Annotated in this window: 14 protein-coding genes; 8 read left to right on the forward strand and 6 right to left on the reverse strand. The window is 59.4% G+C overall.

The features are described 5' to 3' along the window. Positions 1-9 precede the first annotated feature (9 nt). Positions 10-972 carry a chromate resistance protein ChrB domain-containing protein gene (locus tag ACODSM_RS14370; RefSeq protein ID WP_488805726.1) on the reverse strand — a complete coding sequence of 321 codons (963 nt, stop codon included), beginning with the start codon at positions 970-972 and terminating at the stop codon, positions 10-12. Positions 973-1,783: 811 nt separating this feature from the next. Here ACODSM_RS14370 and ACODSM_RS14375 point away from each other — a divergent pair. The 5 genes from ACODSM_RS14375 to ACODSM_RS14395 all read left to right on the forward strand — a co-directional run bounded on the left by ACODSM_RS14375 (position 1,784) and on the right by ACODSM_RS14395 (position 7,025). After that, positions 1,784-2,119: a hypothetical protein gene (locus ACODSM_RS14375; protein ID WP_488805727.1), complete on the forward strand. Its 336-nt coding sequence runs from the start codon at positions 1,784-1,786 to the stop codon at positions 2,117-2,119. A 308-nt stretch (positions 2,120-2,427) separates the two neighbouring features. Then, a complete protein-coding gene (locus ACODSM_RS14380) occupies positions 2,428-3,672 on the forward strand; it encodes a hypothetical protein (protein ID WP_488805728.1) in 1,245 nt (414 codons plus the stop codon). Continuing rightward, positions 3,669-3,854 (forward strand): excisionase family protein, encoded by a 186-nt coding sequence (xisR, locus tag ACODSM_RS14385; protein WP_488805729.1) that lies wholly within the window; start codon positions 3,669-3,671, stop codon positions 3,852-3,854. The genes ACODSM_RS14380 and xisR overlap by 4 nt, the downstream gene beginning before the upstream one ends. Before the next feature lie 558 nt (positions 3,855-4,412). Next, positions 4,413-5,630, forward strand: coding sequence for a site-specific integrase (locus ACODSM_RS14390; RefSeq protein ID WP_488805730.1), 1,218 nt, complete (start codon positions 4,413-4,415; stop codon positions 5,628-5,630). Between the two features lie 444 nt (positions 5,631-6,074). Beyond that, the gene (locus ACODSM_RS14395) at positions 6,075-7,025 is read left to right on the forward strand and encodes a DNA-binding protein (RefSeq protein WP_488805731.1); all 951 of its coding nucleotides are present in this window, start codon (positions 6,075-6,077) and stop codon (positions 7,023-7,025) included. A 45-nt stretch (positions 7,026-7,070) separates the two neighbouring features. Here ACODSM_RS14395 and ACODSM_RS14400 read toward each other — a convergent pair whose 3' ends face one another. Together ACODSM_RS14400 and ACODSM_RS14405 are read right to left on the reverse strand one after the other, a co-directional pair. Beyond that, positions 7,071-8,198 (reverse strand): hypothetical protein, encoded by a 1,128-nt coding sequence (locus ACODSM_RS14400; RefSeq protein WP_488805732.1) that lies wholly within the window; start codon positions 8,196-8,198, stop codon positions 7,071-7,073. 184 nt (positions 8,199-8,382) lie between these two features. Further along, a complete protein-coding gene (locus tag ACODSM_RS14405; protein WP_488805733.1) occupies positions 8,383-8,667 on the reverse strand; it encodes a hypothetical protein in 285 nt (94 codons plus the stop codon). A gap of 152 nt (positions 8,668-8,819) precedes the next feature. On the opposite strand from ACODSM_RS14405, the gene ACODSM_RS14410 reads away from it, so the two are divergent. Together ACODSM_RS14410 and ACODSM_RS14415 are read left to right on the forward strand one after the other, a co-directional pair. Then, positions 8,820-9,140 carry a helix-turn-helix domain-containing protein gene (locus ACODSM_RS14410; RefSeq protein ID WP_488805734.1) on the forward strand — a complete coding sequence of 107 codons (321 nt, stop codon included), beginning with the start codon at positions 8,820-8,822 and terminating at the stop codon, positions 9,138-9,140. 313 nt (positions 9,141-9,453) lie between these two features. Continuing rightward, the gene (locus ACODSM_RS14415) at positions 9,454-10,875 is read left to right on the forward strand and encodes an AAA family ATPase (protein ID WP_488805735.1); all 1,422 of its coding nucleotides are present in this window, start codon (positions 9,454-9,456) and stop codon (positions 10,873-10,875) included. Positions 10,876-10,952: 77 nt separating this feature from the next. Here the strand turns inward: ACODSM_RS14415 and ACODSM_RS14420 are convergent, their stop codons facing one another. After that, a complete protein-coding gene (locus ACODSM_RS14420) occupies positions 10,953-11,261 on the reverse strand; it encodes a hypothetical protein (protein ID WP_488805736.1) in 309 nt (102 codons plus the stop codon). Positions 11,262-11,486: 225 nt separating this feature from the next. Here ACODSM_RS14420 and ACODSM_RS14425 point away from each other — a divergent pair, with 225 nt between their 5' ends. Then, the gene (locus ACODSM_RS14425) at positions 11,487-12,485 is read left to right on the forward strand and encodes a MobA/MobL family protein (RefSeq protein WP_488805737.1); all 999 of its coding nucleotides are present in this window, start codon (positions 11,487-11,489) and stop codon (positions 12,483-12,485) included. Positions 12,486-12,489: 4 nt separating this feature from the next. Here the strand turns inward: ACODSM_RS14425 and ACODSM_RS14430 are convergent, their stop codons facing one another. Both ACODSM_RS14430 and ACODSM_RS14435 read right to left on the reverse strand, forming a co-directional pair. Continuing rightward, positions 12,490-13,260, reverse strand: coding sequence for an HNH endonuclease (locus ACODSM_RS14430; protein ID WP_488805738.1), 771 nt, complete (start codon positions 13,258-13,260; stop codon positions 12,490-12,492). 38 nt (positions 13,261-13,298) lie between these two features. Beyond that, entirely contained in the window at positions 13,299-15,242 is a 1,944-nt protein-coding gene (locus ACODSM_RS14435; protein WP_488805739.1) for a chromosome partitioning protein ParA, read from the reverse strand. Positions 15,243-15,244: the final 2 nt, after the last annotated feature.

Here is a 15,244-nt window from a genome sequence, read left to right on the forward strand (position 1 = left end):
GGTGAGGTGCTACCGTTTGCGGTGGGTAGAGAAATGCGCATGGAGCGAGTCCAGCACCCCGCCCACATCGGCCAACAGGGTGTCGTCGTCTGGCCAGCGCTTGCGTGCACCGGCCAGCACGGCTTCGAAGCCACCCGCTTCGGGCGTGGTCGCGCCCCCCACATCCAGGGCATGCACCATGGCCCCCAGGCGCTGCAGGCCGCGATCACCGTCCAGGCCAAAGCTCGCCAGCAGCACCTCAAACGTCACCCTCTCACCCACATGCGAAAACGTGGCGCCGTCGAAGTCAAAGCCCAGTGCATCCGCAGGGCAGTCTGTGATGGCGTTCAGCCACACAAAGCGCGCGCTGGGGTCGATGAAGCGCTGAATGAGCCAGGCGCTGGCCACGCGATCGACCCAGAGATGGCGGCGCGTCGCCCAGAGCCGCCCTTGGTATTGCATGCGGTCACGCCGTGCAATACGGCCCGCTGTGGCCTGAGGCTCGCCGGGTGACTGCAAGGCCTCCACGGCGTTGGTGAAGTCGCGCCACTGGGCTTCGGCCCGGATGGAGGCTTCGCCCGGAAAGAAGTCGATCTTGCGGATCGCCTCGTAGGTGCGCGCATATCGGCGCTGCAAGCGCTGAAGCTCGGCGCCCACCAGCGTGGGCAAAAGCTGGCGGGCTTGCGCCAACTCGTCCAGCCAAGGCATGTAGTCGGCTGTGCGGTCAAACAGTGCCTGATAGGCCGCTTGCTCAGCCATGTCCTGGGCATGCACATGGAGCAGCCAGGCTTGCCCGCCTTCCTGCAGGGTCTCGTCGGCCAGCGTTTGCAGTTGCGCAGCCTGTTCCGTCCGTGCTGGCAATAGGTACGCCCCGTCGCGTAGGGCAGCACAGCCCAGTGCCTTGACAGCGCGCCAAATGCGCATGCGCGCCGTCGCTGCCGCAGATGGGAGACTGACGACAAAGGCCAGCCAAGAGTCAGAGGTGAGAGACATGGCGGCAGCTTAGTGTGCCGTAATGGCTGTTGCAATGATGTAGTTATCTCTACAAATTACCCAATTCCTTGGCGTACGTCCCGTGGCAATTCAGGCGCTCACGTCGCAATACGCGCAGTCTGCCAAATGACCGCTTCTTCAGACAAAGCACTCCGTCAGCTGCGAATGGCCGGCGATTGCAATCGCTGCATTGCAGCCATCAAGTCGGTCCCAAGCGCTGGGCGCATTTGTAGTCAAGTTCCGCCCAAAGGGATCATGGTGCGTTGCATTATTGCAACGATGGAGAATTGCATCGCCAGGGCGGAATTCAGCTGGTGTTGGATCTATGGCGTTGCTTTTCAGGGAATTGGTTGAATGCAATCTAACGCGTTGATTTGGAATGAATTTTTGCTTGCCATTCATCTGCCCAACCGGTCGGGTTGCGGTCCGATCACTTTGATGATTTCGGGCACCTGAGACTAACCAACAGTGCTGGTCATCGCACAGCCATCAGCTTCCAATCGCAGGCAGCGCGATTGAAAAAGCTTTGACTTCGTCTTTGTATCCCCTAGCATCCAGTCCGCGCTGCTAATTTCAATGTATGCGTTCTCGGTCCGCCGATAACGCCTTCGGGATTCCCGAAGTTTGAGCGAGGGATAACCTTCGCGGCCTAAAGCAGCGTGTGTGTATTTGTTGTTGGCACCGGGCCGCCTTCGACCTTAGTCGTGTACTTCTAGAAGTACGTGGTGGTAAGCAACCCGCTTATCACTGACAGGTTGATGAGCGAAACGCCCCTCTGGACCTATCAGTGCTGAGCTAACTGAAGGCTCCTGTGTCCATCAAAGAAATCTTCGAATCTCTCGGCGTTCATGTTCCCGAGAACCCCGACACCCTGCAGGTCATCAAGGTGCTCCGCGAGAGCCGCCATGTGCTTCGGTCCGTTCTGTCGCAGTTTCCAGACTGTTCAGCCGATAACTTCGATCTTGAAACCGAGTCCGCCTTTGAGCTGTTCGACCAAGTCGAGCAGTTGATTTTGCAAGGCGTCAAAGTGCCTCATTTGCTGGGGCTGTTCATGGCAGAAGACATCGACGATTACTTCGATATCGTTCATTCGGTTGCGTCTCTCCTTGGCGTGACTCTGGCCCCCGTCGCATCCATGCGGCAGTAACTATTGGAGAGCAGGGGGCTGGACAGCCGCTGATGTATCCATTGAAGCGTCAAAACTCGCGCGCCTACAAGGTTGGCGAGGGATGGCCAGAGCTTCAAGAGATCAAGCCATCAATCATTCGAGGCTTCAAGCGGTCCAGTCTTCAAACAGTCCATAGCGTACACGTCGATGGACCTACATCGCGCGATTCCAGAGTCGTTCACCTTTGCTCATTCAATGTCAACACCTCTCTCAAGGAGGTTTGCAAATGGGTGGCGAAAGCGATCTCTTGATCGCGGCCGAACGAAAGAATACGGACACCTGAAACCATGCCGACAGAACCCCAACCAGACAAACAAACCAGTGGCCCACAGAATCCCTTCGTGGCCTCAGCGCTGACGGAAGAAAGTGATGCGCGAGGTGAGCCTGAACCGAACAGCCCGAAGAAGACGTCCCGAGGTTATTTCCAGTGCAGCCTGCCCGAGGCACAGTATGTGGCCGAGCGAGGCAGTCTCAATGCCCTGGTGGCCTTCATCGTGCTCTCCTGGGGGGTGAGTCATAGAAACGACCTCCCACCTAGAGTCTCTACACACGGAGCCAAGAGCATCCATCTGCGTTCCGGCATGAGCTACGAACGGGCGCAGTCCGCACTCAAAGAATTGCTGGAGCTCGGGACTATCGCATTGCCCCACCCTGACTATGCATCCACGCCGGCGCAATACCAATTGCAAGACTCGATCAAGAAAGAATGGGTTTGCATCGATTGCGGGTTCATTGATGGCTTGAGGTCACCTTTGCGTGCCATCTGTACACGCGATCTGAGTGCTCCAGCCGGTAAGTCACGTATTTCGACCATGGACGCAGCCAAGGACGTGCTAGTGACATTCCTGGCGCTTCACGCAGCGCAGGACTTTGGCCGGTTCGGCGGGGTTGATCCTGCTGTCATTTGTGGCGACTTCACCCCGCTGAGCGAACATGACACAAACGTGCTGCCGATCTCCGATAGTGGCGAAATCCAGGGGCACCCTCTGTATTGCGTCGTGACCGCAAAGGAGCCGTTGCAGCAGAAAATCTCCAAGACGTTCGGTCGGCAGACGCTGGGCAAGATCCGGGCACGAGGCAGCAAGGCGAATCCGGAGGAGCGCGTGCTTCACGCCATCTCTCAGTTGCGTGGGCTGAAGCTGATCTACACCGCGCACGTGCTGTGGGACATGCATCCGATCAAGCGGCGCAGGCATGCATCGCCGGTTGCCACGCTCTTCGTGAAAGGTACACCGCTCAAGCAGATGGAAGGCCACCTTCAGTACGCCGTGGATGCCGCGTTGAAGCGGACGGCCACTGTGGCTGGTAACGAGCAGTTCTTTCGAATGGATGAAGGTCGATGGAAAAGTGTGGTTGAAGGCAGCGGTCAGTACCGCTACATCGTGGCCAAGCGCGATGCTGGTGACTTTGTCCTCCTGTCGCAGCTCCGTGTGCGGTGGTGGGCTTTCAACAGTGACAACCTCGCAGGCATTGAGCGCGATCGTCAGCGCTTGGTCGGGCAAGGCGATCTTTTGATGGAGTTCCCAGAATGATTGAGCGCATGACCCGATACGTCCGCCTGAAAAGGTTTTGCGAGATGACCGGCTGGACACCTGACGCCGTGCAAAAAATGATCCAGCGCTGTGTATGGATTGAAGGCCGGCAATTTCGGCGCGTGGATGCCGGACTGCTTATCGACCTGCAGGGCTACGAGAAGTGGGTGGAGATGCAATAGCGCAGGGCGGTCCTGCAAGTGATGCAGTGTCCTGGTCGAGCTGATCCAGTGACTATGCATTCAGTTAGTTGTGAGGCGGCTACAGGCCTTGCATTTGATACGCGAAAAACTTGCAAGGGCGCATGAGGTAAGCCAGAATTTTTTCCAAGGTTGTGTTCTAAAAACATAAGTCGAAGCAGCACCCCGCAAGGTAAGTGGGCGTCCGGACTGCACGGCAAACAGCACAACTGACTAGGACGCTGACGACGCGGGTTAACCACTCGTTTCACCGTTGCCATGGGGTCCACCCATGGAACTGTGAACTGTCGCAGAAATGAATGTCCGGGCCCCCAGAAATCCTGGGTATGGGGGCTGCTTCGGCAACGGAGGGTGACCCGGTTTCCGTTCCCTTCAGGGAACTTGAGCTGGACCACCCATGCCTGCAATCCGACACAGTCGGGGCACTAACCGTGCCCAAATTCCTTTCGCTATTTACGTTGCTGCACGTCCGCCGTGCGCGTGCATGGACCAAGAAAATTGGTCTGCGCCATCTACCCGCAGTGCGGTGGGGGGCTGACGATGGGACGCAAAGCAACCGGTGGCGTCGAGGTGCACGGAAACACCTTACGCGTCTACTTTCAATACCAGGGCAAACGCTGCCGTGAAGTGTTGACGGACGTGCCACCCACCTTGAAGAACAAGGCTGCCGCCCAAAAAGATCTCGTCACGATGCTGGAGAAGATCAAACATGGTGTGTTTGACTACCTTGAATACTTTCCCAATTCCAAGATCGCTTTAGGACTTGCGCGTGAGCGCGGTGCTTACACGATGGTGGGGGAGTATCTGGACGCGTTCATGCGCATCAATGGCCCCAGCCTGGCGGACGCCACGCGGTCGCAATATGCCAACGACGTGATCATGTGGAAGGGCCTCCTCGGTGAGAACACGCCGGTGGCACGGTTGAGCACCACCGGCGTCCTGGAAATCGTCAACAGCAGACCGTGGCCCTCCAACCGCCGGTTCAATAATGCCATGACGCCGCTTCGCGGCGCACTCAAACTGGCTCGGGCGGACAACGCCAAGCTGCCTGATTGGCTGTTCAATCTGAAGATGCGCCAACGTGAAAAGGTGAATCCCGATCCGGTCACGATGGACGAGATGAATCGCATCCTTCGATGGATCCGTGCCAACAGGGATCCGCGCTGCTTGGCGTATTTCGCGTTCATGTTCAGCACCGGTATGCGACCGGAAGAATGTGTGGCACTTCTGTGGAGCGACGTGGACTTCTCGAGTCGCCGCGTGAGTGTGAACAAGGCCAAGTCATTCCGCGGGCGGGTCGGGCCGACGAAGACCGAAGGTGGGGTTCGCGATGTCGACCTCTCACCTCTGGCGATGGAAGCGCTGGAGGTGATGAAGCCGTGGACTCGGCATGAGGGCGCTGAGATCTTCCAGAACCCCTGGACCAACAAGGCGTGGTACGACGGACGTAGCCCACGCGAGAACGTGTGGCAGCCGTGCTTGAAGGCCTTGCGGATCGCGCCACGCCGGGCGTACTGCACGCGCCATACGTTTGCGACGTCCCTGCTGCGGGTGGGCGCGCGCGTGCATTACGTCTCTGCCCAGTTGGGGCACACCACACCGTCCATGGTCGAGAAGACTTACGCACGGTGGTTGCCGGATGCGGATGGTGGGTTTGGTCGAGCACGTCTGGCAGAAGCCTTTGGAGCGGGGACGTCCGGAGATGACGCAACGGTTTGCCGACTAGAAGGGGCAGTCAATGAGCGAGCTGCCGTTTGATTCATACAGGCACTGCCGCGTTTACGACGCGTATCCGCGTGCCTTCTAGGTCCGCCTTCCGTAGCAGTTCTACTCAGCTAGATCTGGCTCATTCAGTGACTACGGCAGCTTCTTGGCGGGAGTCATGGCCAGAGCGCCGGAAGTGTGTTGCCGTCGCAGGTCTGGTGAGGCGTCTTTCCATAGGCCTACGCACTTTGATGCGAAATGGGCGAACTGCTGTTCTACAGGGTGCCGTCCGTTTGGAGGCCAATGCACGTGGCCCGCCAGGTCAAGTTGTATGCAACTGCGAGGGGTGTGCCGATGCTTTGCTTTGCCGAACCATCCGCAGCAACTACCAGTGCTATTTACTGGCGATAACGCCACGTAATGCGTAACGCGATAACGCCTGGTAACACCCTCATCGTTATCAGAGCACAACACTCAATACCCAACAGGAAAATCAAAATGCTCGACATTACCCCAAGCACCGTCGCTGAGGCGGCAGACTTCATCGAGAAAAGCGGGGCTGAACCCAGCGTGGAGTCGATTCGGGAGTTCATCGGCGGTGGCTCGAAAACAAAACTCACACCACTGGTCCGTGACTGGAAGGTGGCCCGTGAAATTCGCCGTACCAGCAGCGTCGTGATCAATCCGGCCATCGGCGACCTGGTCCGTGTCCAGATCGTGCAGGAATCAGCGAAGGCATCGGACAACGCCAACTCGCGTGCCAAGGAGGCAGAAGATGCCTTCGATGAATTGGCGAAACAGATGGCCGAGATCGAGGCGCAGCTCCAAAGCAGCAACGCATCCCTGGCCACTGCACGGGTGCAGTTGCTGCAGCAAGAGGTTCAACTGCAGGAGCGCGGCCGCGAGATCGACGAACAGCGAGCCCTGCGTGTTCGTGAGATTGAGGAACTCCGCACCCTGTCAGCTGCGACCATCGCTGAAGCGGACCAGCGCGCCCACAGTGAACGTGAGAAGGCAGAAGCACTGCGCCAGGAGCTCGTTCTCTCGATCATGCAGCTGAAGATGGTGCCAACCCTCGAAGCCACCGTGGACAGCACACGAAAACTTCTGAAAGCGAGTAGCGACGATTTGGCGCTTGCGAAGCAGTCGGAAGCTGTAGCTAAATCTCAGGCCGATGCACAACTCAAGCGCGCGGATGAGGCTGCATCCCGCGAGGCCAAGTTGGACTCTCAATTGCAGCAGCTGCATGCGGAACGGGCACATTGGCTCGGAACCGAACGGGAGGCGCATAAGGAAATTCTGCGCCTGTCCAACCTCGCGTCAGCTCTGGACGCGCGTTGTATTGCGCAAACAATCGAACTCGAACGGCTGGGTCAATTGCAGCAGAACGCTGTTGATGATGCGCCTGAATCCGCGTCGTTGCCACTCAATCAGCGCCACGCTGCGTGACCTTGGGAGATCCGGCGGGCGAGAGCCCGCCGGGCTTTCGGCCGGTCAGGGCGAATTGCGCGCCTTGTTCCGACGCGCTTCGTCTGCCTCGAGCTCCTTCCACCACTCTTTCATGGTCGCGGCGCGGCGAAGCTTGACCCCCTGCTGTGCGAACTCGGTCTCACACGTCGGTACTTGACCTGATTGGCTCGCCTGGCAGCGTTTGGCCTGCATCACGCTGCACGGTGTGTTCATGAGTTGCACACTGATCCCGCCAGCAGGATTGGCGGTGATAGACAACCCATCAGGCTTGCCCCACTGTGGTCCTGGCTTTTGCGTCCATTTCAGATCATTGGAGCGGAACTCGCCAGAGGTGTTGGTCCGGTGAAATGATCCTGAGAATTCTCCGGCCGGAAACGCCACCTCCGGGCGATCTCCAAACTGCATTTCCGCCTGCTTCATCCCATCTCGGAACGCGCCGTACGGCCGGACTTCTACGATCGCAGCGATGTTCTGGCCCTTGCTACAGCTGTAAACACCTGCAAACTTCCCTTCGATGGGATGAGGACCGACAGCCCTTTGCTTGCATTTGCGGCTGATCTCGACCGGATTGCCGAGCGTGATCAGACTCGCTCCCGCTGCACACAGGTTGTAGTCAACCCTGGCTCCGAAAGCCACTTGCCACTTTCCGTCCCCGGCCGCCGGGCGGTGTTGGATCTCGTTCATGGTTTGCCAGGCGAAGAGCCCGACGACACCGAGTAATGCGCCTCCGATAAGTAGCGGGATCAGGCTGAACGCGAACGCCAGCATGGGGAGCGCAAGGGTTCCACCAATCCACACCCATGCCAGCATTGCCACCACCAGTGCCATCATGCCACCCCAGCCTGGTTGACCGATGCCGCCCACCAAAGCCGGCAGTACCCCAGCACCGATAACGCCGCCGATGAGGCCGGCGACGGCAATGATGAACGCCATGACAGCATTTGGCGACGCGCTGCTCAGCGCGGCTGTGTTGATGGCGTCAGCTGCGCCGAGTGCCCCGCTGCCGCCACTGCTGCGCACATTCCCTGCGAATACGGGTTTGCGCATGTTTGGATGCGACCAATCTACCCTTGGCTTGAAGGCGCGACGGATCCAGACTGCCAGTCCGACAGACACAGCAGCGTAGATGATGAGTAAAGCGGATTCGATCATGACGACCCCATAGTTGTTTGTACAAAGGAAAAGTTGACAGGGGACGTCATCTGGAATGCAGGAGCTGATGCACCTCCTCGTGGGCACCGGGGACATGAAACCTTGCTTGCACGGCAGTGCTCTTCTGCAGCGGTGCTTCAGTTAAATGCGATACGGGCATCCGGTTTACTGGCGGTGGGGCGGGTCAGCGCAGGTTTGCGCTGGATTGGACCGGCTGGATGAGGTCCTTGACCGACCCATTGATCGCAGGGTCCACGTCCCGGCGGGCTGCAACTGCTGCTCGCTCCGCATTGAGGTCCGTGTAAGTGATGTGGGGAGTCGTTGGCTGAGTGGTGGTAGCTGCGACGGCCACCGTTTGTGGGCTGAGCTTTTGCTCTTTGGTTTCCGCGTGGGCGGTGTACTGAACGGCCAGGCACAGCAGTGCCAGGGTGATCGGCGCCAGGGTATCCAGCGGACGTTGCAACTTCATTGGTTCGATATATCCAAGTTGGTGGGGCCGCGTATCAGTGCGGCGACGTGGTCGGCGATATCCGAATACGCAACGACCCAAGTCCCAAACTCTATCATTAACGTATTTAATTAAGTGTGGTTTTTATGCATACGTAAGCCGACCCTGCAGGGATGGCAACAGTAAGCAAGAAAATCCTCCGGGGCAGACCGGTCGGCACCAAATCCAGCGATCCGATGATCGCGAAGGCTTTCGGTCAGGCAGTCGTTGTTTTACGGACATCCAAGGGGCTTTCGCAGGAAGCTGTGGGGCTTGGAGCAGGCATAGGGCGTTCCAACATGTCCGCGATCGAGAACGGTCGCACGGTGCCAAATTTGGTCGGGGTGGTGAAGATTGCGACTTCGTTGGGCTGTAGCCTGCCGGTGCTCGCGCGTGAGTTCGAGCGTGCCTATAAAGAGATTCTTCAAGACCCCGAGGGCATCGCCAACAAGTGATGGTGCAGGCCTCTTGGTCGACCGTACAGAGTGTTTACGGGTCTCGTTTTTCTTGCCTGAATCGCTGATGCGCAGGTACAGTTCTATCTATCGTTTCAGCTGACTTGCCACTGCTTTAATCTGCTCCCGTCGCTTTACAAATGAACCATTCGCTGATTGCTCCATCCTCACCGCCTTTGTTGGCCGTGCGTGAGCGTTCGACGATCGACTGCGCAGACATCTCTCGAAGATAGGCTATCCCTTTTCCAAGTTGGCGCGCCGTACCTGACGGCGCAATCGCGGACACCGTCCGCATCCACTTGGAAAACTGTCGATGACCTCACCCCTGTTCCCCGATACCGTTGGCGTCGCCAACGTCCTGCCGCTGCTCGAATGCCCGGACTGGCTGCACACCCGCCTGGGTCCCACCATGTCCCGCGATGGATGTGAACTGAGCGAAACCTTCCTGCGTGCCGCCATCCTGATCCTGCGGCACAAGCCGCCTCGCCATGCCATGGTCTGCTGCGATGTCGTTGACGGCGTTCTGAATATCTTCTTCGACATCATTCCCCTGCGCACCGACGCTGAACACGCGCTCCTTGCAAGCATCGCGGATGTGCTGCAAGAACTGCATCACCGTCGCGTCGCCGAAGATGTGCACGCGCAGGCGTCGGCGCGGCCTAACAACGGTTCGGGTTTCGATCTTCCCGAGACTGATCATGATTTCGACCTGCTGGGGTTGGTCACGGGACCCAGGCAGTGCGAACCTGTCCGCGTCTTCCGGTTTGCCGAAGACGCGGAGCAACTCGAGCAGCGGGTCAAAGGCCGGGACAGCGATGCCGGGCGGCGCGTGGCGCAAACCCTGGAGCGTCTGGCATTGAGCGGCCTTGATCGCCCCATGGCCTCGCCGCAGAAGGAGTGGCGGGTTCACCTTGACGCCTTCGCGGCAAACTTCCCCAACTTCTCCGAGCCGATCGAAACTGTGATCCGGCCGCATGTGTCGCTGTATGCGGCAGGGCTGCCGCACCGCCTGGCGCCCATCTTGCTGGTGGGCGACCCAGGCATCGGCAAGACGCATTTCGCTCACGCGCTGGCGAACTTGCTGAACACACCGCCGCCGTTGTTCCTGTGCATGGCTGCCGAGACCAACGCCAGCAGCCTCGCAGGGTCGAGTACCTTCTGGGCGAATGCGTCACCGGGGCAACTTTTTGAGCTGCTCGCATGGGGCCGCGCAGGCCACCCGCCCGTCGCCAACAGCCTGGTGATCCTGGATGAAATCGACAAATGCCACACCGGAGCCTACAGCGCGCTCGCGCCGATGTATTCGCTCCTCGAGGAAGACACGGCACGGCACTTCGTTGATCAGTCATTGCCTGATCTCACCTTCGATGCCAGCCATGTGAGGCTGATCGCGACGGCCAATGATCTCGACCGCGTTCCGGCTGCCCTGCTATCGCGGATGCTCGTGTTCACCATCGCTGCGCCATCCGCGGCAGAACTGATCGGCATCGCGCGCCAGATGCTGGGCGCGATCGCCCGCAAATTGGCACTGCGGTTTTCGACGGAGCTGCCTGCGACTGTGGAGCCGCAGATCGCGAGTATGAGCCCGCGCTCTATCAAGCTGCACCTGGAGATCGCACTGGCGCGGGCCGTGCTCGCCGAGCGCGACCACCTCCTTGCGCAGGACTGGCCTTCGCTGCGCAAGGAGGGGCAAGCATCGCATCGACGGACAACGATGGGCTTCATGCCCAACTGAAACGTCAAGGCTGCAGCGCATCGGCCAGGGCCCGTCATGGAGACTCGGACGCGATGATCACATCCGAAGCTTGTCACTCACGCCGGTGTCGCCTCCGTGTCGTCTGGGGGAAGCAGGATATCCACTTGCGTGATGCCCGAGGGGGTCTTCGCTTTGTCGGCACTGGGCGGCAAGCCGAACGCGGAACGATCCTGGTCGCGTTCCAGAACTTTGACAATCGCGGCCACGAGTTCGGGCTTCCGGGACATGATCCATTTCCCGATGATGATCGCCTGCCGCGTACTGCGTTTTCTTTCCGCGACGCATTCTCGCGCCAGCAATTGGGCGCGCTGGTTCTTGAGTTGCGCGAGTTTGAGGTCAATCGACGCGATGTTTGGGTGGGCCATGTTCGTTCCTGGATACGTTTGATCAGTACAGTCAGTGTATGAATCGGCGTGCCACCTGTGGGGCTGCGCGACACGTATTGCCCCTGTTCATTTGGCCTTTGTTGCAAATGGCTGTTGGATAAGAGGCGCGGACGGCTTATTCCCGAAGGGCGCACTTAGAGTAATCCCGCTTCGCAGGATTACGTGCGGTCAGGGCTGAGCCCCGACACCCCTGAGGAACTGCGAATGGCAATTTTTCATTTGAGCGCCCGCCCGCCCATTGCTCGCGCCAGCGGCCGATCTGCGACAGCTGCGGCGGCCTATCGCGCCGGCGCATTGATCACCGATCAACGCACCGGCCAGGTCTTTGATTACCGCCGCCGCAAGGGCGTGCTCGATGCGCGCATCCACCTGCCGGGTGGCCGGCTTGTGCGGGATCGCGAAAAGTTCTGGAACGACCTGGAGCTGCACCACCGCCGGCGTGATGCTGTGCTCGCGCGCGAAGTTGTGCTCGCGCTTCCCAACGAGCTGGATGCTGGCGAGCGCGCCGCGTTGGCTTTCGGCTTCTCCCAAGACATCGCCACCGAGTTTGGTGTCGGAGTGGATTGCGCCCTGCACGCGCCATCCCGTGATGGCGATGACCGAAATTTTCACGCGCACCTGCTCCTGACCGCATGCACGGTCGACGCCGACGGCGTGCTCGGCAAAAAGGCAGAGAGGCTTGACCCCATTGCTTGCAAGCGAAGTGGCGCAGCGGATTCGGTGTCCTGGTTGCGGCCACGCTGGCAGGACGCGGTGAACACCGCGCTTGCCCGCAAGGGCTCCAATGCGCGTGTTGATCACCGCAGCTTCAAGGTCAGAGGGATTCAAAGGCTGCCCACTATCCACGTAGGCCTCAATGGTGCTGCAGCCCGAGGGCGAGCCAGCCTCAATGCGCGATTGCGACGCCGGAATGCGCAGGTGGCAGCCCTTGAAGAGCAGGCGGGCAAGTTGATGCGTTTGAAGGCCAGGTTGGCTGCAATGAGGGAGCCACGGCCATCCCCGCAGAGAGTTGCGCACGCCATCAACGTCGTTGACGACCGCGCATCCGATTTGCAGCCGTGGCGGAGTCGCAAGGATGCACAACTGGTATTGCAGCAGGACCACACCGGCGAGGTGTCGGATCACGACATTTCAAATCGTGGAGCTGCTGTGAAGATCACGAATCAAGGCCTGCGAAAAGTGCGAAGACGCCCTGGGCCCTGATTGTTCAGGCCACCCCTGCGTTCAACCGCAATCGGTGCCAAGCCAAGTGCACGCGATGCGCATCGCTGAGCCAGCGCAGTGCCATGCCAGGATGAAGTCCGAGTTGGATGCGGACCTCATCCTTCAGTGTTGGCGAGATCAGAAGTCTGCCGCCATCGTCGAAGCTGATCAGAAACCGGTCAAACAGCGCATCCAGATTGGCCACCAGCAAGAAGCCGTTAAACACGTCCAGTCGCTCCGCATCGCTGGCGCACTCTGCCCATGGTTTTGCATGGCTGGCGCGAAGCACTTCGGGCAGTGTCACAGCTGTCACAGCGCAGGCGCCACCCCAGTAGTCGAGCATGGCCTCCCGGAATTTCTGCTGTCCTACTCGCTGACGGACCAGTCGTTCCACCTCTGTTCCGCCAAGGTTCGGTGGCAGTTGAGCCAACTGGCCGGCCACTGTCGCTTCATAGTCGTTGGCAGCTTGGCTGGGCAGGGCACGCGCCAAACCTGCGGCGCGGCGAAGCAAAGTCGCCAAGCTCGCTACCGTGTCGGCAGAAAAGCCATCGGTTTGACGCTGCTGGGGAAATGAGCGGCGCATCTCGGGTAGCAGGGCTGGCGTTTCGGCGCGCAAGCGCAGCAGGTAACCGCCTGCGGGCTGGGCGATTACCTGTGCACTTGCAGCGTGCCTGGCCGAGGCCAGCAGTACGCCAGCCGGCTCGCTGGCGACTACATGCTCGAAGCCATGATCGTGGCCCGCTTTTTCAATCAATGAGCGTTGCAGCAGGTTCATCGGTGGGAATTGTTGGAGCGATCCCATGCGTCGTGCTCTCAGGTCAAAGGCATCTGCCCCACGCCCACACGATGACGCAGAAGAAAACCGTCGTCGCTATCTGCTGAGAGCCTGAGACGTACGTGAGGACGGAACGCCTCGACAGGTTCTGTCGACGTTGTGACGATGTACTGAAATGAATCATTTCCATCTGATGCCACATGGCCCAGCAGAGCCCACAGCATGGATTCACTCATTTCGGCCTCCCGGGGCGAGTCATGCAACAGGAACCCCGGGTGATAGCTTTGTGCGTTGCTGCTGTCGAGCAGGCAGGCGATGTCTCCTGCCAGGATTTCGAGAACCCTGAAGGTTGTTGAGTGCATCGGCCCCATCTGGAAGGGGCGACTGCGGCTCTTGTCGTCGTCACTCAGCACACCCCAATTAAATGAGGGAAGGGCCTTGGCAACTGCGTGCATGGCACTGCTGATGACCTGATGCCGCCCCTTCAACGCTAAACGTTCTTTATCAAGTTGAATTTGAAGCTGGTCATGGCGACGCTGAGCCGATTCAAGTTGGCGCTCCACCGAGGCAATATCGGCTGACGGTGACTTGCCTGTGGCGATTCCGTCGTAGTGCTCGTAGTCTTCGAGGACATCGTCGAGCAGCTGGGCCGCAGACAAGGATTGCGCCTGCCTTGTGCTCAGGTTGGCGCTGCGCTGGTCGATATCGGCCAGCTGTACATCCATGGGGGCGGCCTCGGCTTCCAATTCCTGGAGCCTGCGGCGCAGGGGCTGCATGTCATTCTCTAGAGCCCGCTTGGATCGTTGATGCCCTGTGATGCGCTGGCTTCGATCAAGCTGCGTTTGCTCGATTCGATTGATCACGTAGCTGCAATCCTTACGCAGCAGATTGCCGGCATCGCAACGTGTGGGTAGCTGTTGCTGCAATGACGAAGCCTCGTTTTGCAGTTCCGTTACGCGTTGCATGTCGCCAGCAATCAAGGCTTCTATCTGCTGGATTTCGTTGTTGAGAAGGTCCATGCTGCTTTTCAGCGGGGCACGCGCTTCCAGCCATCGTTGACGAGTCGCCGCGAGCTCTTGCCTTTCAGCTTCTATATCGCGCAGTTCTTGCTCATAGGCATCTTTCCGCTGCTTGGCGAGTCCGACGAGGTTAGGGAGTTCGAGCAAGCCATCCTGCCGGAAGGGCGTGGTGGCCGAAACGTTGAGGCGGCGTGTCAACTGGCGGCGCACGTGCTTGAGCAAGCGTGCGGGCTCCTCTCGCAGGTCTTGCAGGTTGGTTTTGTGCTCCTCCAGCGTTTTCGCTGTGCCGTCCAACTCCTGCAATGTCGCGGCATCGTGCATCAGGCCCAGCACGATCTGCATCAGCGCGGCGGGCGACTTGGCTGGCAGGCTGAATCTGACGCCATCCGAACGCCATTGGTAGTAGTTCTGATAGCGGGCATTCTGGTCGCGTGAACACCAAGCCAGGATCTGGTGCCATTCGATGGCCTGCTCGGACCCGGGCAGTTTTTGCACGGGCAGTATCTCCACCAGATGCTGCCGTAGCGCAGCTTGGTAGGCGCTGAATTCGTTTTCGACTTCGTTGGCAGCCAGTTGTCGCCAGTCGGCCGTGCGGGATGCGCGGTATTGCTTTTGATGCAGCCAGGGTTTAAGAACGGACCACACCTCGCCGCCCACGTGCACGCGGGCTGCCACCGCCCCTTCCTTCAACTCGCGGCTGTGCAGCAGTTCGTCGCGTAGTGTCGAGCCATCGGACCAGAGGGGGTCGTCCAGAACGAAGCGCAACAACTGGCAGAAGGCTGTTTTCCCGACCCCGTGGCCGGCGCTGCCTTTGCCGGGCGGCGAAACGACTAGGTTGAGTCCACGCCGCAAGGGAATCTCGCGTAACGGTTCCTGAGCTGTCAGCGAATCCAGCAGCCACAGTGTTTCCACCCACAGGCGTGGTCTGGCATGGTTAATGGGTGGAGTGGCTGCCTCATCCATAG

It is taken from the genome of Acidovorax sp. FG42, from assembly GCF_057809195.1.